23 protein-coding genes are annotated in these 20,232 nt (G+C 69.4%); 10 read left to right on the top strand and 13 right to left on the bottom strand.

Going from position 1 to position 20,232, the window contains the following annotated elements:
• Window positions 1-29 precede the first annotated feature (29 nt).
• The gene (locus EXE44_RS05555) at window positions 30-1,439 is read right to left on the bottom strand and encodes an aspartate ammonia-lyase (RefSeq protein WP_137716303.1); all 1,410 of its coding nucleotides are present in this window, start codon (window positions 1,437-1,439) and stop codon (window positions 30-32) included.
• A 194-nt stretch (window positions 1,440-1,633) separates the two neighbouring features.
• On the opposite strand from EXE44_RS05555, the gene EXE44_RS05550 reads away from it, so the two are divergent.
• A complete protein-coding gene (locus tag EXE44_RS05550) occupies window positions 1,634-2,269 on the top strand; it encodes a hypothetical protein (protein ID WP_137716302.1) in 636 nt (211 codons plus the stop codon).
• On the opposite strand, the gene EXE44_RS05545 is transcribed toward EXE44_RS05550, so the two are convergent.
• From EXE44_RS05545 to EXE44_RS05525, 5 genes are all read right to left on the bottom strand, one after another.
• The gene (locus EXE44_RS05545) at window positions 2,263-2,676 is read right to left on the bottom strand and encodes an EamA family transporter (protein ID WP_137716301.1); all 414 of its coding nucleotides are present in this window, start codon (window positions 2,674-2,676) and stop codon (window positions 2,263-2,265) included. The genes EXE44_RS05550 and EXE44_RS05545 overlap by 7 nt on opposite strands.
• A gap of 10 nt (window positions 2,677-2,686) precedes the next feature.
• Complete coding sequence (locus EXE44_RS05540) at window positions 2,687-3,010, bottom strand: BolA family protein (RefSeq protein ID WP_121564592.1); 324 nt, start codon at window positions 3,008-3,010, stop codon at window positions 2,687-2,689.
• Between the two features lie 100 nt (window positions 3,011-3,110).
• Complete coding sequence (locus EXE44_RS05535; protein ID WP_137716300.1) at window positions 3,111-4,049, bottom strand: DUF1028 domain-containing protein; 939 nt, start codon at window positions 4,047-4,049, stop codon at window positions 3,111-3,113.
• Window positions 4,050-4,129: 80 nt separating this feature from the next.
• Entirely contained in the window at window positions 4,130-5,227 is a 1,098-nt protein-coding gene (locus EXE44_RS05530; protein ID WP_137716299.1) for a TrmB family transcriptional regulator, read from the bottom strand.
• 98 nt (window positions 5,228-5,325) lie between these two features.
• A complete protein-coding gene (locus EXE44_RS05525) occupies window positions 5,326-6,681 on the bottom strand; it encodes a sulfatase (RefSeq protein WP_137716298.1) in 1,356 nt (451 codons plus the stop codon).
• 195 nt (window positions 6,682-6,876) lie between these two features.
• On the opposite strand from EXE44_RS05525, the gene EXE44_RS05520 reads away from it, so the two are divergent.
• Both EXE44_RS05520 and EXE44_RS05515 read left to right on the top strand, forming a co-directional pair.
• The gene (locus tag EXE44_RS05520; protein WP_137716391.1) at window positions 6,877-8,130 is read left to right on the top strand and encodes an ABC transporter substrate-binding protein; all 1,254 of its coding nucleotides are present in this window, start codon (window positions 6,877-6,879) and stop codon (window positions 8,128-8,130) included.
• Between the two features lie 2 nt (window positions 8,131-8,132).
• Window positions 8,133-8,438, top strand: coding sequence for a hypothetical protein (locus EXE44_RS05515; RefSeq protein ID WP_121564582.1), 306 nt, complete (start codon window positions 8,133-8,135; stop codon window positions 8,436-8,438).
• Between the two features lie 79 nt (window positions 8,439-8,517).
• Here the strand turns inward: EXE44_RS05515 and mvaD are convergent, their stop codons facing one another.
• On the bottom strand, window positions 8,518-9,516 hold the full coding sequence (mvaD, locus tag EXE44_RS05510; RefSeq protein WP_137716297.1) for a phosphomevalonate decarboxylase MvaD: 999 nt from the start codon (window positions 9,514-9,516) through the stop codon (window positions 8,518-8,520).
• 135 nt (window positions 9,517-9,651) lie between these two features.
• On the opposite strand from mvaD, the gene EXE44_RS05505 reads away from it, so the two are divergent.
• A complete protein-coding gene (locus tag EXE44_RS05505) occupies window positions 9,652-9,993 on the top strand; it encodes a 2Fe-2S iron-sulfur cluster-binding protein (RefSeq protein WP_137716296.1) in 342 nt (113 codons plus the stop codon).
• 27 nt (window positions 9,994-10,020) lie between these two features.
• Here the strand turns inward: EXE44_RS05505 and EXE44_RS05500 are convergent, their stop codons facing one another.
• A complete protein-coding gene (locus tag EXE44_RS05500) occupies window positions 10,021-10,341 on the bottom strand; it encodes an ASCH domain-containing protein (RefSeq protein WP_137716295.1) in 321 nt (106 codons plus the stop codon).
• A 190-nt stretch (window positions 10,342-10,531) separates the two neighbouring features.
• On the opposite strand from EXE44_RS05500, the gene pyrB reads away from it, so the two are divergent.
• Together pyrB and pyrI are read left to right on the top strand one after the other, a co-directional pair.
• Complete coding sequence (gene pyrB / locus EXE44_RS05495; RefSeq protein WP_121564575.1) at window positions 10,532-11,479, top strand: aspartate carbamoyltransferase; 948 nt, start codon at window positions 10,532-10,534, stop codon at window positions 11,477-11,479.
• Window positions 11,476-11,934, top strand: coding sequence for an aspartate carbamoyltransferase regulatory subunit (pyrI, locus tag EXE44_RS05490; RefSeq protein WP_137716294.1), 459 nt, complete (start codon window positions 11,476-11,478; stop codon window positions 11,932-11,934). The genes pyrB and pyrI overlap by 4 nt, the downstream gene beginning before the upstream one ends.
• 190 nt (window positions 11,935-12,124) lie before the next feature.
• Here pyrI and EXE44_RS05485 read toward each other — a convergent pair whose 3' ends face one another.
• Entirely contained in the window at window positions 12,125-13,297 is a 1,173-nt protein-coding gene (locus tag EXE44_RS05485) for an RNA-guided endonuclease TnpB family protein (RefSeq protein ID WP_137716293.1), read from the bottom strand.
• 2 nt (window positions 13,298-13,299) lie between these two features.
• The gene (tnpA, locus tag EXE44_RS05480; RefSeq protein ID WP_137716292.1) at window positions 13,300-13,689 is read right to left on the bottom strand and encodes an IS200/IS605 family transposase; all 390 of its coding nucleotides are present in this window, start codon (window positions 13,687-13,689) and stop codon (window positions 13,300-13,302) included.
• Window positions 13,690-13,952: 263 nt separating this feature from the next.
• Here tnpA and EXE44_RS05475 point away from each other — a divergent pair, with 263 nt between their 5' ends.
• Window positions 13,953-14,813 carry a hypothetical protein gene (locus EXE44_RS05475; protein WP_137716291.1) on the top strand — a complete coding sequence of 287 codons (861 nt, stop codon included), beginning with the start codon at window positions 13,953-13,955 and terminating at the stop codon, window positions 14,811-14,813.
• Between the two features lie 164 nt (window positions 14,814-14,977).
• Here EXE44_RS05475 and EXE44_RS05470 read toward each other — a convergent pair whose 3' ends face one another.
• Entirely contained in the window at window positions 14,978-16,627 is a 1,650-nt protein-coding gene (locus tag EXE44_RS05470) for an NADH-quinone oxidoreductase subunit D (protein ID WP_137716290.1), read from the bottom strand.
• An 84-nt stretch (window positions 16,628-16,711) separates the two neighbouring features.
• Between EXE44_RS05470 and EXE44_RS05465 the strand changes: the two genes are divergently transcribed.
• On the top strand, window positions 16,712-17,380 hold the full coding sequence (locus EXE44_RS05465) for a helix-turn-helix domain-containing protein (RefSeq protein WP_137716289.1): 669 nt from the start codon (window positions 16,712-16,714) through the stop codon (window positions 17,378-17,380).
• 72 nt (window positions 17,381-17,452) lie between these two features.
• Here EXE44_RS05465 and EXE44_RS05460 read toward each other — a convergent pair whose 3' ends face one another.
• A complete protein-coding gene (locus EXE44_RS05460; protein ID WP_137716288.1) occupies window positions 17,453-18,196 on the bottom strand; it encodes a ThuA domain-containing protein in 744 nt (247 codons plus the stop codon).
• Window positions 18,197-18,288: 92 nt separating this feature from the next.
• Between EXE44_RS05460 and EXE44_RS05455 the strand changes: the two genes are divergently transcribed.
• Window positions 18,289-18,504, top strand: a complete 216-nt coding sequence (locus EXE44_RS05455; protein WP_137716287.1) for a hypothetical protein — start codon at window positions 18,289-18,291, stop codon at window positions 18,502-18,504.
• A 15-nt stretch (window positions 18,505-18,519) separates the two neighbouring features.
• Here the strand turns inward: EXE44_RS05455 and EXE44_RS05450 are convergent, their stop codons facing one another.
• Entirely contained in the window at window positions 18,520-18,903 is a 384-nt protein-coding gene (locus tag EXE44_RS05450; protein ID WP_137716286.1) for a thioredoxin, read from the bottom strand.
• 401 nt (window positions 18,904-19,304) lie between these two features.
• Here EXE44_RS05450 and EXE44_RS05445 point away from each other — a divergent pair, with 401 nt between their 5' ends.
• Entirely contained in the window at window positions 19,305-20,222 is a 918-nt protein-coding gene (locus EXE44_RS05445) for a PLP-dependent cysteine synthase family protein (protein ID WP_137716285.1), read from the top strand.
• Window positions 20,223-20,232: the final 10 nt, after the last annotated feature.

The raw sequence follows: 20,232 nt of genomic DNA, 5'->3' as shown, positions 1-20,232 counted from the left end.
GAGGCCTCTCGGGGGGACGCTCGACCCGGTCAGTCCTCGTCGCCGAGGATGACGCGGTGAGTCATCGCCTCGGGGTCGAGGACCTCGTCGGCCTCCTCCTCGGTGAGGTAGCCGGCCTCGACCGCGGCCTCGCGGACGCTCTTGCCCTCCTTTAGCGCCGTCTTCGCGACCGTACTGGCCTTGTCGTAGCCGATCGCGGGGTTGAGCGCCGTCGCCAGCGCCATCGACTGCTCGACGCGCTCGCGGGCGAACTCCTCGTTGGCCTCCAGCTTCCCGACGAAGCGCTCGCCGAACGTCTCGGCGACGTTCGAGAGCAGCTCCGCCGATTCGAGGAAGTTGTGCGCGATGACGGGCTTGTAGAGGTTCAGGTCGATCTCGCCGCGCGCGGCGCCCGCGGAGACGGCGGCGTCGTTGCCGACGACCTGCTTGTGGACCTGGTTGACCGACTCGGCGACGACCGGGTTGATCTTCCCGGGCATGATCGAGGAGCCGGGCTGGTTCTCGGGCTGCTCGATCTCGCCCAGGCCGTTCCGCGGCCCGGAGGCGAGGAGCCGGAGGTCGTTGGCCATCTTGTTGAGGCTGCCGGCGATCGTCTTGAGCGCGCCGTGGCCCTCAGCCATCGCGTCGTGGGCCGCCTGCGCCTCGAAGTGGTTCGCCGCCTCGCGGAACTCGGTCCCGGTCTCGTCGGAGATGTACTCCGCGGCGAGCTCCGGGAAGTCGGGGTGGGTGTTGAGCCCGGTCCCGACCGCGGTGCCGCCGAGGGCGAGCTCGCGGAGGTTCGACTGGACGCCCTCGGCGCGCTCGATGCCCTTCGCGACCTGCGTGCGGTAGCCGCCGAACTCCTGGCCGAGCCGGATCGGGGTGGCGTCCTGAAGGTGGGTTCGGCCGGTCTTGACGACGCCGTCGAACTCCGCCTCCTTCGCCTCCAGCTCGGCGTGAAGCGTCTCTAAGGCCGGCACGAGGTCCTTCTCGACCGCCTCCAGCGCGGCGACGTGCATCGCCGTGGGGATCACGTCGTTCGACGACTGGCCGTAGTTGACGTGGTCGTTGGGGTGGACGACGCGGTCGCCAATCTCCGCGCCCGCGATCTCGGCGGCGCGGTTGGCGATCACCTCGTTGGCGTTCATGTTCGAGGAGGTGCCGGAGCCGGTCTGGAACACGTCGACCGGGAACTGGTCGTCGTGGTCGCCCGCGATCACCTCGTCGGCGGCGGCGACGATCGCCTCCGCGGTGTCGTCCTCGATGAGCCCGAGGTCGCGGTTCGCCTGCGCGGCCGCCTTCTTCACGACGCCGAGCGCGCGGATGAACCGTCGACTCATCGGGATCCCCGAGACGGGGAAGTTCTCGACGGCGCGCTGGGTCTGTGCGCCCCAGTAGGCGTCCGCCGGCACCTGCATCTCGCCGAGGCTGTCCTCTTCCGTGCGGTAGTCGTCACCCATGCGCCGACCTTCCCGCGAGACGCTGTAAAAGGTACTGGAAGCCGGCAGCGCGCGGGATCGTGCGGACTGCTACCGAGGCAATTGCTACCGCGAGACGATGACGTAGCGAGGCGTTAACCCGAGCGAAAACGGCCGAAAATCGGCGCAAACGCTTCCGGCTTATATGCCGGTCCGTCCGCAACGGCCGGGCGCACATGAGCTCGAACGACTCAGCGATCGGAACGGCGCTCGACCGCGACACCGTCCGGTCGACGAGCAAGCTATTGATCGGCGCGCTGGCGATAGTCGGCGTCCTCGCGGTCGTCACACTGCTGCCGGGCGTCGACCGGCTCGTCCCGTTCGCGCCCGTGACGTTCGCCGCCGTCGCGACGGCGGTCGTCGCGCTCGCGGTGGCGGGCATCCTCCTGTACGCGGCGCCGAAGTTCGCGCTGCTGACGCGGCTGGCGCTGGGCGAACCGGAGTCGGAGGGTGACGCCCGATCGGACCGGATCGTCGAGAACGCGGGCGGTGTCGTCCACTGGCTCGTCGTCTTCGGGGCCGTCCTCGTCGCGTACCGCGGGCTCGCGGGCGTCGCGGTCCCCGTCCTGGACGGCGCCGCGTGGGCGTACGACGCCGCGTTCCTGTTCGTCGCGCTCGTTCCCGTGGTGTTCCTCGTCGCCCGCCTGACGGTCACGGTCGACCCGCTGGCCGAACTGGTCGCCGACCGCGTCGCGGGGGAGGCGGACGCCGACGCCGAGTCGGGCGCGAGGGACGCGGCGTCGACCCCGACGATGGGCGACGACGACGCGGAGGGCGGCGGCGACGCGGAGGACGGCGACGGCGGTCAGTAGGCGATGAGGACGACGGCGAGGACCGCGGCGCCGATGCCAGCGACGTCGCTGAGCGCCAGCGACTCGCCGAGCACGGCGACCCCGAGGACCGCCGCGACGACGAAGTACAGCGCGGTGACCGTGGTCGCGATCCCCGCGGCGCCGGCCTGGAGCGCGGCGTAGTACGCGACCGCACCGACGCCGGAGGCGACGCCGGCGAGCGCCGCGATGCCCAGCGCGGTCGGGTCATTCCCCAGGACGGTCGACCCGCGGTAGAGGACGTACAGGGAGGCGACGCCGATCCCGACGGCGTAAGAGACGATCATCGCCGCCTCCGGCGCCATCGACCGCGTGGCGACGTCGGCGAGCACCGCCCAGCACCCCCACGCGACGGCGCCGATGAGGGCGAGGCCGACGACGGCGTTCACGGGTCCATCCTCACTCGCTCCCGGCCGGGAGCAGCCCGGCCTCGGTGAGCTCGTCGTCGAGGGTCCCGTCGCCGTGTTCCGCGTACGCCTCGGGGGTGTACGTCTTGATCTCCAGGGCGTGGACGGACCGCGTCATGTGGTCGCCGACCGCGTCGTACACCAGCTGGTGCTGGTCGACGAGCGACTCCCCCTCGAAGGCGGGCGAGACGACGACGGCCGCGAAGTGGGCGTCCTCGTCCTCGTCGTCGTGGACCCGCGGCGCGGTCACGCTGGCGACCGCGTCCGGGAGGTGCTCCTCGATGAGGTCCGCGACGTCGTCGGGTGCGATGGTCATGGTCCCGCTCTGACGCGAACGGGCAAAAGTCGACCGGCCCGGTCCGACCGCGCTCGGGGCGAGAGACGGTGTCGGGGCGGCGTCGGGCCCGGTCGAGGCGTCAGGCCCGGTCGAGCCTGGAGAGCCCGTGCCAGATGGCGTCCACGAGTCGCGTCTCGGGGTCGCCGTCGCCGTCGGCGGCCGCCCAGCCGCGCGAGACCGCGTCCTCCAGCACCGCGAGCGAGTGGTTCTCGAAGTTGTTCATGCCGCGGAACGACTCCAGGGCCTCGCGGGCGTCGTCGCCGAACTCCGCGCTCGGCTCGCCGTCGTAGAAGCCGAGGTCGGCGAGCGCCGACTGGACCGCGACCGCGGTCTCCCCGGAGAGCTCGCGGGTCTCGTCTGGGGCCTCGCGTTCGAGGAGGGTCACGTCGTATATCTTGAACACGCGCTCCAACTCGTCGATCGGTCGCTCGTGGTCGTCGACGCGCACGTCGACCCAGCGGTCGTTCTTCCCGTCGTAGCCGCCCTCGGGCTTGGCGACGTACAGCGCCGCGGACTGCTCGCCGCGCTTGTCGCCGCCGGCCTCGTTGCCCGCGTGGAGTGCGGCGATGAGCCGCTCCGGGAGGCCGCCCTCGGTCTCCTCGAACGCCTCCGCCATCGCGTCGAGGGTGTCGGCGTTCTCTAAGATGTTCCCCTGGACCGTGTAGTGGTCGCCCTGCCGGTCGCCGGCGTGGTCGTGGCACTCGTCGCCGGTGAACGCGGCGGGCTCGTCGTCGGGGTCGACGCCGACGACGCCGACCTGTCGCGACGGCGCCTCGTCGTCGGCGGCCGTGAGCCGGTCGATCGCCTCGGCCGGAGCGCGGCCCTCGCGGAGGAGGTCGAGCCCGTCGGGGCCGTAGGCGACGTTCGCGAAGCTCTGGGTGGCCACCGCGCCCGCGTCCGCGCTGACGAACGGGACGACGGCGCCGACGCCGACGAACTTCGACTGGACCGCGACGCCGACCGCGTCGGTCTCGGGGTCGCGGGCGGCGATCGAGAAGGTCGAGGGTCGAGGTGGCATGCGGGACCGATCGACGGGCGCCGCCAGCATAAATCCGCCCGCCGCGCGACGGGGTGCGACCGCGGGCGCCCCGCCCGCCCTCACTCCGCCGGTTCGGCCCCGCTCACCGGCGCGGCCCCGGTCACGCGGATCCGGTCGGCCTCCACGTCCTCGTAGGTCGCGCCCCAGCCGCCGACGGTCCAGCGCGTTTCGCCGTCGTCGACGACCATGGAGGCGGTGCCCGTCAGCGCCATCACCGTGGGGGCGCTGTCCGCGTCGCCGTCGGCGTCCGAGAGGTGTTCGGCCTCGACGACCTCGCCGGAGAGGGTCACCGACCGGTCGCCGTCGGTCTCGCGCCCCTCGACCTCAACGTGGAGCGGCTCGTCGCCGCGGATCCGGTCGCGGTTCTCCAGCAGGAACTGCCGGATGTCGGCGTACCGCTTCGGGCCCGCCTCGTCGGCCTCGTACGCCACGGGCGAGGGGAGCCACATGAAAAGCAGGGAGTGCCAGAAGAAGACGTAGGTGAACGAGCGGTTACGGAGGATCAGCCCGTAGTCCTCGACCGCCGCGGGGTTGGGCGCGAACGCCGTGCGCCGGAGGTCGGAGGTGAGGACGAACGGGGCGGGGCGGGAGAGCCGATGGGCGACGGTCACGGCGCCCTCGAAGTCGTCGTCGTCGAGGGGGTCGTCCCCGTCTCGGGCGAGGATCGTGACGTTGACCGTGACGCCGCGGTCGCGGGCGTCGGAGAGGTCGCCCCGGAGCGCCTCGAACTGGTCGCGGGTGAGCGTCGCGTGGACCTGCGTGTCGGCGTCGCGGACGAACGTGCGGGCCGCCTCCAGCACCGTGTCGAACCGCTTGACGATGCTGACCGTCTGGGTGTCGAGGGTCGGTCGCTCGTAGCGCTCCTCGATCTCCTCGGCCGCCGACTCGAACGCGCTCGCCCGGTCCGTGAGCCCGGCGACGATGGTCTCGGGGTCGGTCGCGCGCGCCTGGAACGTCTCCTGTTCGTACAGCTCCACGTACCCGAGGTCGTCGAGGTCGCGGAGCACGTCGTAGATCCGCGCGTCCGGCACGTCGCTGGCCTGCGCGACCTCTGTCGCGGACGCGGTCCCCAGCTCAAGCAGCGTGACGTACGCGTTCGCCTGATAGTAAGAGAGATCGGCGGCCTGGAGCGTCTCCAGGAGTTCCTCGGTGTCCATGACGATCAATTAACTACTTCGGTGTATAAAAATCACCGAGTCCGAGACGCCCGGGCCGCGAGGCCCCCGGCGCCGACGACCGACCGGCGGCGAGCCGCTCACGCCACGTCGGGGTACGGGACGGGGCCGTCGAGGAGCGGGTCGTCGGTCGCCTCCATCCAGGCCTCCAGTTCGTCGCGAAGCCGGTCGAGGGCGTCGGCGTGGTCGGGGTCCGGGTCGCTTGCCTCGGCCGCCGCCTCGAAGGGCTTCTTGTCCGACGCGAGGTTCTCCGACTCCGCGGGGTCGGCCGCCAGGTCGTACAGCTCCTCGGTCGGGCGCTGCGGGACGTGGAACTCCTCGTGGACCTCCCGGCCCGAGGCCGTCGGCGCTACGTCCATCGGGACGAACACCCGCGGGAGCACGGAGAAGTTGCGGACGTACTTGTACCGCTCCGTCCGGACGACGCGGATCGGGTTGTACCGGTCGTGCCACGTCATCTCGGCGAAGACGCGGTCCCGGCCGTCGTGCGGCTCCCCGCGGAGCAGCGGCGCGAACGACTCGCCGGAGACGTCCGTCGGCGGGTCGACGCCGAGCAGGTCCAGCATCGTCGGTGCGAAGTCGACGTTGGTAACGAGCGCGTCGTGGACGGCGCCGCCCTCGACGACGCCCGGCTGGTGGACGAGGAGCGCGGTCTCGATGCCGGGGTCGTAACAGGTGCCCTTCGCGCGCGGCATCGCGAGCCCGTGGTCGGTCGTGAAGACGAACACCGTCTCCTCGGCCAGCCCGTGGTCGGCGAGCGACTCGCGGTAGCGGCCCACCGCCGGGTCGAGCACCTCCGAGATCACCGACCGGAGGTCGGCGACGTCCTCGCGGACGCCGGGCGCGTCCGGGAGGTACGGGAAGTCGTCGAGCGGGACTTCGTCGGGGTCGTACGCGTCGTACGTCTCGTCGGAGAGATACTCCCGGCGGAAGGGGCGGTGCGGTTCCTCGATCCCGACGGAGACGAAGAACGGCTCGTCGGCGTCCGCGCGCTCGGCGAAGAAGTCGTCGACGACGTCGACGAGATCGAGCGCACGCTTGGTCCCGCTGTCGACGTACTCGTAGCCGAGCCGCTCGGGGTCGTCCGGGACCTCGTGCTGGAAGCCGAGCAACGCCGTCTCGTAGCCCGCCTTCCGGAGGCGCTTCGGCAGCGTCTCCCACTCGTCGCCCAGCGCCCAGCCCATGTGCGCGAGCCCCATGACGCCGTTCTCGTGGGGGTAGTAGCCCGTCATCATGCTGGACCGGCTCGGCGAGCACTGCGGGGCCGAACAGAAGCTGTTCGCCAGCCGCGCGCCGTCGGCCGCGATCCGGTCGATGTTCGGCGTGTCGACGTCGGCCCCGTAACAGCCGAGGTGTTGACCGAGGTCGTGACAGTGAACGAGCACGAGATTCGGGCGGTTCGAGGCGGCGGAATCGGGGGCGGCTCCGTCCGTCATATCCCCCACTACCCCGCGATACGCCCATAAATAGCCGTGATCGCGTTCCGGGCCCGTTCGATTTTGGTTAGTAACTATAGCGGTAATTAATAAGCAAATTTGAAGTAAGTGGGACCAAAGAATCCGGACGACATGTCCGATGATCGATCCTGTACTACGCGGCGGGACGTACTGAAGACGACCGGCACCGCGTCGGTGCTCGGGAGCGTTGCGCTCGCGGGCTGTTCGGGCGACGGGGGCGGCGGCGACGGCGGGGACGGGTCCGACGGGTCGGACGGCTCCGACGGGGGCGACGGCGGAAGCGGGAGCGGCCTCGAAATCACGGGCGTCTGGTCGGGCGGCGAGCAGGAGTCGTTCAGCAAGGTGATGAGCTTCGTGGAGGAGGACACCGGGATGAGCATGGAGTACTTCCCGCGCGACACCGACAGCCTGCTCACCGGGACCCTCATGGACTACGAGTCCGGCGTCGCCTCCGCGGACATCGTCGTGATGCCCTCGCCGGCGCGGATCATCTCCGACGCGCAGAACGGCCACCTGGCGCCGGTCGGCGACGCCTGGAACGCGGACGACTTCGCGGTCGACCCCTCGCGGGTCACCGTCGACGGCGACGTGTACGCCGCGCCGTTCAAGATGGACCTCAAGCCGGGCTTCTGGTACCGGAAGTCGTTCTTCGACGAGCACGGCCTCTCCGAGCCCGAGAGCTGGGACGAGTTCATGACGCTGCTCGACGACATCGCCGCCATCGACGGCGTCGACGCGCCCATCGCCTCCGGGAACGGCACCGGGTGGCCGCTCAGCGACATCACCGAGGGCTTCTTCATGCGGCAGGAGGACGGCGCCTCCCTCCAGCAGGGGCTCATCAGCGGAGACGCCTCCTTCACGGACGACCGGGTCGCGGCGGCGTTCGACGAGATCAAGATGCTCCACGACGAGGGGTACTTCAGTCAGACCCGCGACTTCGGCGTCCAGTACGAGTACTTCTGGGACAACAGCCTCCCGCTGTACTTCATGGGCTCGTTCACGCCGGCGCAGGACGCGGTCGAGGACCCCTCGGACCTCGGCGTGTTCCGGCTGCCCGGCGTCGACGGCATCTCCTCGTCGGTCAACTGGTTCACGGTACCGAAGTACTCGGACAACGTCGACGCCGCGCGCGACGCGCTGAGCTCGTTCGTCTCCGCCGAGGGCCAGCAGGTCTGGGTCGAGGAGGGCGGCTTCATCGCGTCCAACACGCAGGTCCCGGACGACGCCTACGAGATCCAGGTGATGGCGAACCTGCCCGACCTCGCCGACGAGGTGACGGTCGTGCCGGACCTCGACGACGCGCTCGGGAACCCGTTCCAGCAGGAGTTCTGGTCGGTCCTCAAGGGCCTGTGGGCCACGCCCGACACGCCGACCGAGGACATCGTCGGGCCGCTCGACGACGCCCACGAGGAGACCCTTAGCAACTGACGATGGAGTCGCCCTCGACCGCGGACGACCGAGGCGACCGGCGCGGGTCGCTGGCGCGGATGTTCGACCCCGAGGAGCTCCGCCGACGGAACCTCGTCTCGCTCGGCATGGACGTGCTCATCCTCGCGACGACCGGCCTCCTCGCGATCCTGTTCACGATGGGCCTCTGGCCGGCGGTCATCGGCGCGGTCCCGATGGCTGCGCTGCTGTACTTCGGCTGGGCCTCCTCGAAGGCCTTCTTCGTCGCGCAGGCGCTCGCCGTCGCGGTCGCGCTGCTCGGCACCGTGACCGGCGTGCTGCCGTACTGAAGCGGCCGCGCCTCGCGGTCGGCGCGTCTCGCCGCGGACTCGGGTCGCCGCCGGGGCGACCGTATTTCTCGACCGTTCGTCAGAAGAGCGCCTCGCTCTCGTCGAGGACGCGCGCCGGGCCGCCGACCTCCCAGATGTCGGTGTCGATCCCGACCTCCGCGATCCGGCTCTCCACCTCGTCGGCGTGGGCCGCGGGCGTGTTCACGTACACCGACGCGCCGGTGTCCGTCGAGAAGTAGACCGGGACGCCCGACTCGCGCAGCTCGCGGACCGCGTTGAACACGGCGATCGTCTCGGGCTGCCAGTACACCCACCCCGCGGGCCCGGTCATCGTCGTGGCCGTCAGCGACAGCGAGTCGTGCTCGGCGGTCTCGAAGATCCGCTCGAAGGAGCCCGCGCGGAGCGCGTCGGTCATCTCGACGAGTTGGTCCTGGACGTGCGCGGTCCGCGCCTGCATCATGTGGCTCGCGGCGGCCTCGCGGTGCGCCTCCTCCGTCTCCTTGTACGCGGGGACGTGGGCGGCGACGATCCGGAGGTCCTCCTCGGGGTCGAAGCCGGCGTCGCTCACGCCCACGTCGAGCCGGTGCGAGCGGCAGTCCTCGTCGTTGAGCCCGGCGTCGAGCCGCGAGTACGCGCCCGTCACCGAGCGCGCCGCCGACGAGGAGCCGCGGCGGGCGACCGTGGAGACCTCGGGGAGCGTCATGTCGAGCCCGGCGGCCTCGGTCAGGGCGAGCGCGGCGGCCGCGAACCCGGACGACGAGGAGCCGAAGCCGATGTTCGACGGGAAGGAGTTCTCGCTCTCCAGCCGGACCGCGGCGTCGACCCCGGCCAGGTCGCGGACGTGGTCGACCACCATGTCGATGCGCTCGGCGGCGCGCCCGTCGACCGCCTCGCCGCCGATGACGTAGGTGTCCTCGCTCGCGTCCGGCTGCCACTCGACGGTGGTCGTCGTCGCGGTCGGGGCGGTACAGAGGCTGATGCTGTCGTGGTACGGGAGCCGAAGCTCCTCGTCGCGCATGCCGTGGTACTTCACGAGCCCCTGGATCGGGTGGGCTCGCGCGGTGGCCTTGCCGGTCATACCTCGGGAAGCGTCCGGCGGGGGATTAGTCGTTGCGATGGTCGCGTCGGAGCGTCGCCGCCCGCGTCTTTCGTCCCCGCGACGGGGACGAGATAGAGGGAACCCTTTTTGACGGGGCGGCGGGTACTCGGCGCCATGACCGAGTACACCGTCGAGTTCGTCGGCACCGGCGAGACGATCGAGGTGGCCGACACGGAGACGATCCTCAGCGCCTGCTTCGACGAGGGGATCGCTCAGGAGTACTCCTGCCGCGTCGGGATGTGTCTCGCCTGCTCGGCGGAGATCGTCGAGGGCGAGGTGACCCAGCCCGCGGCCCGCGGCCTCACCGACGACGAGGCCGAGGAGTACGCGCTCACCTGTATGGCCCGCCCGCAGTCGGACCTGAAGCTCGACCGCGGGAAGTACCCGCCGAGCATCGAGGACGACGCGGCGACCGCCGCGGGGGAGGGCGACGGCGCGGCCGCGGACGACGACTGAGCCGGCTCGGCGGCGCCGGTCGCGTCGCTACTCGTCGACCCGTTCGAAGCGGTGTCGCACCACGTCCGCGTCGTCGTCCCACTCGAAATTGCCGCCGTGCGCGCGGACCATCCGCTCTTTGTACGCCTCCAGCGAGGGCGACCCCTCGCGCTTCGCGTCTTCGTCGGTCATGTCGCCGAGCGTGCGCTCTGTGACCTCAGTCAGTTCGAAGGTCGCGCCGTCGACCTCGAAGGTGTCGCCCTCGTCGCCGTAGCGGTTCCCGCGGTGGAGCTGCGTCACGTCGCCGTCGAGCGCGCTCTGCTTCACGCGGTCGTTTGGGAGCAGGTCGGCCGGGTCGTTCTCGCTCATACGATCCAGTTCGGGCCGCGGCGGCTTATGATCGGCGGCGGTCGGCGCTCGACCCGCTCTCCGGGCCCGTGCGATCGGGGCGGCGTTACGGATATCGAAACGGTCGTCTCGGCGGTGCCCACGTCCGTGAATACCCGCGCTGCGGCCGGAGCCGAGGGATTCAAGATACTGCCGAGTCCCATCTCAGACGATGCGACAGGACCACCTCATCACCGCGACCCAGCTCTCGCGGGATGACATCGAGGCCGTGCTCGACCGGGCCCGAGCGGTCGCCGACGACCCCGCCGCCTACGCGGACCGGCACGCCGGTCGCGTGCTCGCGCTCTGTTTCTTCGAGCCCAGCACGCGGACGCGGATGAGCTTCGACAGCGCGGCGAAGCGCCTCGGGATGAACACCATCGACATGGGCGACGTCGACTCCTCGTCCGTCTCGAAGGGCGAGTCGCTGTCCGACACCGTCCGCGTCATCGAGGGGTACGCGGACGCCCTCGTCCTGCGCCACCCCAGCGAGGGCGCCGCGACGCTGGCCGGCGAGCGCGTGGACGTGCCCGTCGTCAACGCCGGCGACGGCGCTGGCCAGCACCCCTCCCAGACGCTGCTCGACCTCCACACGATCCGCGAGGACCACGGGCTCGACGACCTCACCATCGGGATCATGGGCGACCTGAAGTACGGGCGGACGGTCCACTCGCTGGCGGCCGCGCTCACGGAGTTCGACGCCAACCAGCACTTCATCAGCCCCGAGTCGCTGCGGCTCCCGCGGTCGGTCCGGTTCGACCTCCACGAGACGGGCGCGCAGATCCGCGAGCACGAGGACTTAGCGCCCGTCCTCGACGAGCTGGACGTGCTGTACGTCACCCGGATCCAGAAGGAGCGGTTCCCCGACGAGAACGAGTACCACCGCGTCGCCGGCGAGTATCAGATCGACGCCGAGACGCTCGACGCGGCCGACGACGACCTCACCGTCATGCATCCGCTCCCGCGCGTCGACGAGATCGCGCCCGACGTCGACGAGACCGAGCACGCGCGCTACTTCGAGCAGGCGCACAACGGCATTCCCGTGCGGATGGCGCTGTTGGACACCCTCTTAGAGAACGCGAACCACGACGGCGACGAGGGACTGGAGGTGGACCGATGAGCGACCACGAGCTCCGCGTCTCGAAGATCCGCGACGGCACCGTCATCGACCACGTTGAGGCCGGGCAGGCGCTGAACGTCCTCGCCATCCTCGGCATCGACGGCGCCGAGGGGTTCGGCGTCTCCGTCGGCATGAACGTCCCCTCGGACCGGCTCGGCCGCAAGGACATCGTGAAGGTCGAAGACCGGGAGCTGTCGCAGTCCGAGGTCGACGTGCTCTCGCTCATCGCGCCGGAGGCGACGATCAACATCGTCCGCGACTTCGAGGTGGTCGAGAAGAACCGCGTCACCCGACCCGACGGCGTGACCGGGGTGCTCTCCTGTCCGAACCGCAACTGTATCACGAACGCCGGCGAGCCGGTCGAGACGCGCTTCGACGTGGTCGCCGACGGCGTGCGCTGCGACTACTGCGCGACGATCCTCCGGTCCGACATCGCCGAGCACATCGACGTCTGAGACGCCGACCGGGGGTCGGCGTGCGGCCACCGTTCGCGATCGCTCCGGTAAGTTTTAGCGCCCGCCGCACGAACCGTGGGACATGAGCAAGAAAGCCAAGCTCGTCCTCGTGCTGTCGCTCGTCGCGCTCGCGTACTTCCTCTTCGCCGGCGACAAGCAGCCGGTCGAAGTCGAGTGACTTCTCTCACGACTAAAGTCGTGGGCTTCCCTCACTGAGGGTTAGCCCCACGTCTTCGGGAGAGTTCGCAGGTTCCATCTCACCGCTGGTTCCTTCGAGTACGACCTGCGTTTCGGGCTGAGCCACGACAGCCCCCGCCGTCGATAGCGGGCTCGTGATGTCCTTACCGACGGCTCGTTGCCCAATATTCGACGCCCCGTTTTTATCCGCGTTGTCATCCAACCCACAGTCGTGACACTCCAGACGCCCCTGTACCTCACGACTCGTGTTCTTCGATCCACACCGCCAGCACGTCACGGACGTATTGTGCTCCTTTACTGAGATACACTCGCGTCCATCGAGGTGGGCTTTGTATGTGAGAATATTCGCCATTTTCGCGTACGGCATCTTGTGGGTCTTATCGTTCACGTACCGCCCCTCATCATTGTCGACTCGCAACCCAGTCATATCACCGAACACGATGACGGCGTTGCGCTCCTGAGCGCGAGCGATCAGTTCGTTCGCCACCTGATACAACTCGTGTTCGACCGTTCTGGATTCCTTGTCACCGAGGCGCTCCATGACCTGCGCTCCGGAGCGCACCTTCCTCTTTCCGATGGATTTGCGGAGTTGCTTGTAGTGTTCGCGGACGCGACGGACTTCTGCGCCGTGGAACGTGGTGTCACGGTCAGAGAGGAACGTGCTGACGGCTATCCATTTCGCACCCATATCGACGGCGAGTACGTCGTCGTAGGCGTCTGCGACGGCCACAGACCGTTTACAGACGAGGTGGACGTACCACTCGCCGTCTCGCTGGACGAGTTCCGAATCGCGGATACACTCGTCGGTGAACAGATGCGTGTCTTTTTCGGGGACGCGAACGGGCACCCAGACGCTATCCCCGTGTTCCTTCTCGGGGTTGTAGACTGGGAGTTTGAACCACCACGACGAGAGAACAGTGTCTTCGTCGTGTTCGATGGTGATACAGTCGTTACGAAGGACGACGGGTTGGTCGGTGTCCGCTCGCGGGTTCTTGTTCGACCGGACTTTGCCCGCCTGTTGCTTGGTGGCGGAGTAGAGGTTCGCGTCGTCGTCACCGTGAACGGCGTCTTGAAACGCGGTGTACTCGCGTTCGACGAGGCGGGCTTTCCGCTCGGTGAGCGAGTGGAGTTTGACCCGTACCGTAGTGGTGACTTCTCGACGCATCGTCATCGTCCGGTCTGTGATTCGATGTACTCCTCGATGGCCTGGCTGGACACCTCGCCCGCGCTGGAGACGAAGTACGAGCGCGTCCACAGCGAGGGGAGGCCGAAGTCGAACTCCTCGCGGAGGTTCCGTGAGGTGTAGCCCTTGACCTGCTGAATGATTTTGTTCGGTGCGAGTTTCGGACTCCCCGTGATGAACAGGTGTACGTGGTCGGGTTGGATTGCCAGTTGGAGGATGTCGAGATCGAGCTCGTCGGCTTTCTCGCCGATGAGTTGGTCAAGACGGTTGGCAACCTCATCCGTCAGCACCGGCTTGCGGTACTTCGAACACCACACGAAGTGGTAGTGGAGGTTGCGTACCAATGTTCGCTCTCGACTGTACCCTCGTGGCATACGATTAGATAAATATCACTCTATATTAGGTCTTGTTCTTATATCAACGCTCGGTCGGCTATCGCGGATGGATTGTGTCATGTGTAGTCGGATTCATCTCACCACTGAAGTCGTGGGCTTTCTCCTCGAATTTCTGTAACGCGGCCGGACTCGCGCCCTCCTCGGGCCGTCTCGCGTACCGGACCGCACGAACCGCTGAGTCGCATCGCGATCGATCGCCGCGAGACCGTCCGTTTTTACCGACCAGCCACGTAGCCGAGGCCATGTACGGGGTCGTCACGCGCAACGCCGACGAGGTCGAGATGGAGCCGTTCGACCTCGGCTTCTACGAGGTGAAAGACGTCACGGGCCGGGCGGCCGAGCCGCTGCCGAACGCCGTGAACATGGTGTCGTGTTTCGGCGACAACGCCGCCGCGAGCGAGAACGAGGACCTCGTCCCGGTGGACGAGCGCGGCGAGCCGGCGACCCGCGACCGCGACTACTTCGACTGGGCGTACATCTGCCCGACGCACCCCGAGTACCGCGAGGGGCTGTTCGAGATCATCGCGGACTGCGCGGACGCGAACGGGGACGTGCGCCTCGACGACGTGGGGTTCCCCCGCGAGGGGTTCTGTCACTGCGACCGCTGCGAGCGCCTGTTCGCCGAGAGCGACCGCGACGACTTCGCCGACTGGCGCGCCGACGTGATCACCGAGTTCGTCGCCGAGGCGGCCGACCTCGTCCCCGGGCGGCTCCTGCTCACGCTGTACCCCGACCCCTACCCCGACCACCTCTACGAGCGCGCCGGCCTCGACCTCGACCGGCTCGCCGACCACGTCGACGAGTTCGTCGTCCCGCTGTACGACACCGAGTACGCGACGACCTACTGGCTGGAGACCATCGCCCGGGGGTTCCGCTCGCGGCTCGGCGGCGACTACGACCTCCACGGCGCGCCGCCGGAGACGCCGTTCTCGCTGGAGCTGTACGCCGTCGAGGTCGACGTCGACGACCTGATCCACGCCGCCGAGGTGGCCGAGACGTACGCGAAGGACGTGTTCTTCGGCTACGACGCGAACAACGCCGCCGCCGCGCTCCGCCGGAAGGACGCCGACTCGCGCGACGGCGAGGTCCACCGCCCGGAGTAAACGAGGGGTTATATACCCGGCCGGCCGAGGACTACTCGACCGGCCGCCGGCGTGCGACACCACCGGTCGTCTCGCGTTCGCGCGAGGCGGTCGCCTTTCAACGTCCGCGCCGTAGCGGCGGTCGCCCTACACCGCCGAGCCGCCGGCTCGTCGCTCGGACGGCCTCACCGGTCGACCTCGCCCATGATCGTGTCTAAGCTCCCCAGCGACGCGATCAGGTCCGGGATCGACTCGCCCTCGGCCATCTCGGGGAGCGCCTGGAGGTTCGAGAACGACGGGCCGCGGATCTTGAACCGGGCGGGCTCGTCTGTCCCGTCGGCGCGGATGTAAATTCCGAGTTCGCCCTTCGCGGCCTCGACCGCGCGGTAGACCTCCGTGTCGTCGTCCGGACGGATCGTCCGCGGCACGTTCGCCTGGACGGTCCGTTCGCCCTCGGGCCAGCCGTCGAGCAGGTCGACGCACTGCTCGACGATCTTCGCGGACTCCTCGACCTCCCGCATCCGGACGAGCAGGCGGCTGTAGTTGTCGCAGCCGTCCTCGGTCACCACGTCCCAGTCGAGCTCGTCGTAGTAGCCGTAGGGGTCGTCGCGGCGCAGGTCGTAGTCGACGCCCGAGCCCCGGAGGACCGGCCCGGTAGTCCCGTACTCCTTCGCGACCTCGGGCGGGAGCGTCCCGGTGTCGACCGTGCGGATCTGGAGGATCTCGTTCCGCGTCAGGAGGTCGTGGTACTCCTCGATCCGGCGCGGGAGCCCGTCGAGGTACTCGCGGACGCCCCGGAGGAACTCCTCGCGGGGCTCGGGGAGGTCCCACGCGACGCCGCCGAGCCGGAAGTAATTGAACATCAGCCGCTGGCCGGTCAGGTCCTCCAGCAGGTCCTGGACGCGCTCGCGCTCCTGGATGGCGTACATGAACGTCGCCGTGAAGTCGCCGATCACGTCGAGCGCGTACGCCCCCATCGCCAGCATGTGCGAGAGGACGCGACTGAGCTCCGCGGCCATGGTGCGGATCACCTGCGCGTACTCGGGCACCTCGATGTCCGCGAGGTCCTCGGCGACGCGCGCGTAGGCCCACTCGTTGAGCAGGCCGCCGCCGCCCCAGTCCCAGCGGTCCGGGTACGGCATGATCTGGTGGCGGTACGTCCCCGACTGGGCCATCTGCTCCTCGCACCGGTGGATGTAGCCGATGTCCGGCTCCACGCCGACCACGTCCTCGCCGTCGAGCGTCACCTGGAGGTGGAGGACGCCGTGGGTCGCGGGGTGATGCGGCCCGATGTTGAGGAGCATCGTGTCGCTCCCGGCCGCCGCCGAGGAGCCGGGCTCGATCGGCTCGTTCTCGGAGAGCGAGACGATCTGCGGCCGGTCTCTGTCGTAGTCCGCCGAGAGCGGGTGACCCTGCCACGTCTCCGGCAGGAGGATCCGGCGCAGGTCGGGGTGGTCGTCGTACTCGACGCCGACGAGGTCGTACGCCTCGCGCTCGTGCCAGTCCGCCGTGCGGAACACCGGCGCCGCCGACTCCGAGACCGGCTCGTCGCCGTCGGCGGGGACCACGACGCTGAGCTCCCGCGTGGGGTCGTCGTACGACCGCAAGTGGTAGATCGACTCGTAGCGGCCCTCGTACTCCTGTGCCGTGACGCAGGCGAGGTGGTCGTACCCCGCCTCGGACCGCAGCGCGGAGAGGGCCTCCTGAACGTCGTCGGGCCGGACCCTCGCGGCGGGGGCGTTCAGGTGCTCCTCTCGCGCCGTGACCAGCTCGCGGATCGGCCCGAACGGGCCGTCCGTCCCGTGCTCGCCGTCGCGCGGCAGCGCAGTCGACATACCCGAAGTGAGGCGGGCGCGCGACCCGAGGCTTCTGCCGGCTCCATGCGGGTATTTATAAGATCGGCGGCGGCAGTGTCCCGCGTGAAGTACCTGCGCCTCGAACTCCGGTACCCGCCGGCCCTCATCCATCCGATACACCGGCTGGTCGACGAGTCGGACGCCGTCGAGCGGGACGTGCTCCTCCACGGCAGCCTCTTCGACGAGACGGCCGACACGTTCCTGTTCTACGTCGAGGGCGACATCGACGTGTACGCAGACGCGCTGCGGTCCGTCGACCGCATCCGGGAGTTCGAGATCACCCGGATCGACGAGGCGGGCTACTACGTCTTCCTCACGCAGCGACGCGACGCGGTCGACGAGACGATGTTCGGGTCGCTCCGGCGGACCGGCGTCGTCGTCGTCCCGCCGATCGACTTCCGCCCGGACGGGGTCGCGAGGCTCACCGTCCTCGGGGACCAAGGGCCGCTTCGAGACGCGCTCGCCGGGCTCCCGGACCGGATCGACAGCGAGGTCCTCCGGATCGGGGAGTACGACTGGCGACAGCACCTCTTCGACCCGGAGCTGACGGACCGGCAGTTCGACGCGCTCGCGGCCGCCGTCGAGTGCGGCTACTACGAGTCACCGCGCGCGGCGTCCGTCGAGGACGTGGCCGACCGGATCGACGCCGCCCCGAGCACCGCGTCCGAGCACCTCCGGAAGGCCGAGTCGGCGATGATGAAGTCGTTCATCGACCTTCGCGACGTGGCCTGACCGGCGACGACGGCGAGGCGAGCGAGAAAGGGGTGGGCGGACAGACCCAGGTCGCGCCCGGCCGGCGCCGGCTCAGTGGACGGTCCGGTCGTCGCTCGTGTCGATTTCCTCGACCGGGTCGGCGTTGCCGAACTCGGGCGCGGGGCCGTCGCCCGGCGCCGCCCACTCGACCGCGTTCCGAAGGACCTGCCGAACGTCCTCGTCGTAGTATATCGGGTACGTCTCGTGGCCGGGCCGGAAGTAGAACACCTTCCCGCTCCCGCGGCGGTAACAGCAGCCGGACCGGAACGTCTCGCCGCCCTCGAACCAGGAGGTGAACACGAGCGTGTCGGGCGCGGGCACGTCGAACCGCTCGCCGTACATCTCGGTCTCCGCCAGCTCGACGTACTCGCCGATCCCGTCCACGATGGGATGCCCCGGTTCGATCGTCCACAGCCGCTCGCGCTCGGCGGCCTCGCGCCACTTCAGCGAGCAGCTGGTGCCCATCAGCCGCTTGAATATCTTCGAGTAGTGCGCGGAGTGGAGCGCGATCAGGCCCGTGCCGTCGAGGACGCGCTCGTGGACGCGGTCGACGACCTCGTCGCGCACCTCGTCGTGCGCGGCGTGGCCCCACCAGACGAGCACGTCGGTGTCGTCCAAGGCGGCCTCGGTGAGCCCGTGGTCCGGCCCCTCGTCGAGCGTCGCGGTGCGGACCTCGTGGCCGCCCTCGCGGAGTGCGTCCGCGACGACGGCGTGGATCCCGTCGGGGTACACGTCGGCGACGACGTCGCTCTCGCGCTCGTGTCGGTACTCGTTCCAGACCGTGACACGTGCCATACGCCGCGTGGACGCCGAACCGACTTGAGCGATCGGCCGCGGCGCGGAGCGCGGACCCGAAGGCACTTGTTCCCCGTCCGACAGGATGAGATATGGCCGGTCCCCGACAGTTGTACCGACGATTCGACGACTGGGCGCGTGGTCTCTCCAGGCTCCGCTACGCGCTCCTCACCGGCGCGTTCGCGACGGTGTCGGTCCTCGCGGTCGGCGTCCTGTTTAATACCTCCATGACATTTCAGGCGGTCACGATGGGCGTCACGATGGCCGCGCTCTACTACGCGTTCGACATGAACGCGAGATTCGACTGAGCGGCGGGAAAAGGGTCAGGCGGTCGCTTCGGCGTCCGCGAGCCGCTCGGCGAGGTACTCCGCGATGGAGACCTCCGCCTCCTCGACGAACCGCGCGAGCTCCTCGCCCTCGGGCGACTCGACGACGACGGTCGGGATCAGTTCGATCCCGTACTCCGCGACCAGTTCGCCCTCCTTGCCGTCCGGTCCCTTCGTCACCGGGAACGCCTCGATGCGGTCGTCCGGGACCCCGGCGGCCGCGAGCGCGGCGCCGAACTCGGGGAGCTGGCGCTGGCAGTCGCCGCACCAGTCGCCGCCCCACACCTTGAACACGTACTCCTCGGCCGCGAGCGCGTCGAGAACCGCGTCGTCGAACGCGTCCGCGTCGGCGTCGGCGGGCGCGAGCGTTTCGAGTGTCATTGCCCGACTGTAGGTCGCGGAGGCACGTAAACGGCGCGTCGGTGGCAATACGAGGTTTCGGTCTTCCCCGACCGGAACGTTTCGGCGTCTCGCCGTAAGGTCGATCTGACCGTTTATAACTCATCGGTCGTCACGAACGCCCCCGAAGCCCCAGCCCCTTCGAGTCCCGCCTCGCACAGGGACCGCACCTCACACCACCCCAGCCTCGCCGCTCACGCCCTGCGGGCGTTCGCGGCGTCCCTCGCGCGTGCTGCTCGGCCGCGAGGCGGCCTCGCAGGCACGCGCCACCGCGTCGGTGTCTTACGCCGGCCGCTCATTTATGAATAAAACCGGTCATTGCGGCCGACATCGATTGCCGCAGTCCGCGGGGCCTTTGCGTCGCGACCGCCTCCGTCCGGGTAATGGACGACGACATCCTGTCGACGCTCGGCTCGCCGCTGGTGCGGGTCGACGCGCCCGCGGGAACGACCGTGGCGGCGAAGGTCGAGTCCCGGAACCCGGGCGGCTCGGCGAAGGACCGCCCCGCGCTGTACATGATCGAGGCGGCCGAGTCGGCCGGCGAGATCGAGCCGGGCGACCGCATCGTCGAACCCACCTCGGGCAACACCGGCATCGGGCTGGCGATGGCCGGCGCGGCGCGCGGCTACGACGTCACGCTCGTGATCCCGGAGGGGAAGTCGATCGAGCGCCGACGGCTGATGAAGGCGTACGGCGCGACCGTCGAGCTCGTCGACGGCGACATCTCCGACGCCAAGGACCGCGCGGACGAGCTGGAGGCGGAGCCGAACACCGTTCAACTGCGGCAGTTCGAGAACCCCGCCAACCCCCGCGCGCACTACGAGACGACGGGCCCGGAGATCCTCGATCAGGTGGGCGATCGGACCGTCGACGCCCTCGTCGCCGGGGTCGGTACCGGCGGCACCCTCTCCGGGATCGGCCGTCGACTGCGGGAGGCGTTCCCGGACGTGCGCATCGACGCCGTCGAGCCCGCAGACAACGCCGTCCTCTCGGGCGACCCGCCGGGCGACGACCGCTTCCAGGGAATGGGTCCGGGGTTCGTCGCGCCGAACCTCGACGTCGACCTGATCGACGAGGTACACACGGTCGAACTCGCGGACGCGGAGGCCGAGTGCCGCCGGCTCGCCCGCGAGGAGGGAATCTTAGTCGGCCAGTCGTCCGGGGCCTCCAACCTCGCCGCGAAGGACGTCGCGGCCGAGCTCCGCGAGCGCGGCGCGTTCGCCGGCGAGGAGCCGCTCGTCGTCACCGTCTTCTGGGACAGCGGCGAGCGCTACCTGACCGCCGGCACCTTCGACGAGTGACCGACCCCGG

The organism is Halorubrum sp. SS7 (assembly GCF_005435055.1).
GTDB classification, from domain to species: domain Archaea; phylum Halobacteriota; class Halobacteria; order Halobacteriales; family Haloferacaceae; genus Halorubrum; species Halorubrum salinarum.
The sequence above is the reverse complement of the archived record's forward strand: the minus strand, read 5'-3'. Positions and strand labels throughout refer to the sequence as shown.

What these genes read in the sequence shown, in the direction of transcription:
- EXE44_RS05550 (WP_137716302.1), top strand. Translation starts at nt 1,634, where the DNA reads ATGAGCTCGAACGACTCAGCGATCGGAACGGCGCTCGACCGCGACACC.
- pyrB (WP_121564575.1), top strand. Translation starts at nt 10,532, where the DNA reads ATGCGACAGGACCACCTCATCACCGCGACCCAGCTCTCGCGGGATGAC.
- EXE44_RS05515 (WP_121564582.1), top strand. Translation starts at nt 8,133, where the DNA reads ATGGAGTCGCCCTCGACCGCGGACGACCGAGGCGACCGGCGCGGGTCG.
- tnpA (WP_137716292.1), bottom strand. Translation starts at nt 13,689, where the DNA reads ATGCCACGAGGGTACAGTCGAGAGCGAACATTGGTACGCAACCTCCAC.
- EXE44_RS05460 (WP_137716288.1), bottom strand. Translation starts at nt 18,196, where the DNA reads ATGGCACGTGTCACGGTCTGGAACGAGTACCGACACGAGCGCGAGAGC.
- EXE44_RS05455 (WP_137716287.1), top strand. Translation starts at nt 18,289, where the DNA reads ATGGCCGGTCCCCGACAGTTGTACCGACGATTCGACGACTGGGCGCGT.
- EXE44_RS05475 (WP_137716291.1), top strand. Translation starts at nt 13,953, where the DNA reads ATGTACGGGGTCGTCACGCGCAACGCCGACGAGGTCGAGATGGAGCCG.
- EXE44_RS05540 (WP_121564592.1), bottom strand. Translation starts at nt 3,010, where the DNA reads ATGACCATCGCACCCGACGACGTCGCGGACCTCATCGAGGAGCACCTC.
- mvaD (WP_137716297.1), bottom strand. Translation starts at nt 9,516, where the DNA reads ATGACCGGCAAGGCCACCGCGCGAGCCCACCCGATCCAGGGGCTCGTG.
- EXE44_RS05450 (WP_137716286.1), bottom strand. Translation starts at nt 18,903, where the DNA reads ATGACACTCGAAACGCTCGCGCCCGCCGACGCCGACGCGGACGCGTTC.
- EXE44_RS05535 (WP_137716300.1), bottom strand. Translation starts at nt 4,049, where the DNA reads ATGCCACCTCGACCCTCGACCTTCTCGATCGCCGCCCGCGACCCCGAG.
- EXE44_RS05485 (WP_137716293.1), bottom strand. Translation starts at nt 13,297, where the DNA reads ATGCGTCGAGAAGTCACCACTACGGTACGGGTCAAACTCCACTCGCTC.
- EXE44_RS05505 (WP_137716296.1), top strand. Translation starts at nt 9,652, where the DNA reads ATGACCGAGTACACCGTCGAGTTCGTCGGCACCGGCGAGACGATCGAG.
- EXE44_RS05445 (WP_137716285.1), top strand. Translation starts at nt 19,305, where the DNA reads ATGGACGACGACATCCTGTCGACGCTCGGCTCGCCGCTGGTGCGGGTC.
- EXE44_RS05470 (WP_137716290.1), bottom strand. Translation starts at nt 16,627, where the DNA reads ATGTCGACTGCGCTGCCGCGCGACGGCGAGCACGGGACGGACGGCCCG.
- EXE44_RS05555 (WP_137716303.1), bottom strand. Translation starts at nt 1,439, where the DNA reads ATGGGTGACGACTACCGCACGGAAGAGGACAGCCTCGGCGAGATGCAG.
- EXE44_RS05525 (WP_137716298.1), bottom strand. Translation starts at nt 6,681, where the DNA reads ATGACGGACGGAGCCGCCCCCGATTCCGCCGCCTCGAACCGCCCGAAT.
- EXE44_RS05530 (WP_137716299.1), bottom strand. Translation starts at nt 5,227, where the DNA reads ATGGACACCGAGGAACTCCTGGAGACGCTCCAGGCCGCCGATCTCTCT.
- pyrI (WP_137716294.1), top strand. Translation starts at nt 11,476, where the DNA reads ATGAGCGACCACGAGCTCCGCGTCTCGAAGATCCGCGACGGCACCGTC.
- EXE44_RS05500 (WP_137716295.1), bottom strand. Translation starts at nt 10,341, where the DNA reads ATGAGCGAGAACGACCCGGCCGACCTGCTCCCAAACGACCGCGTGAAG.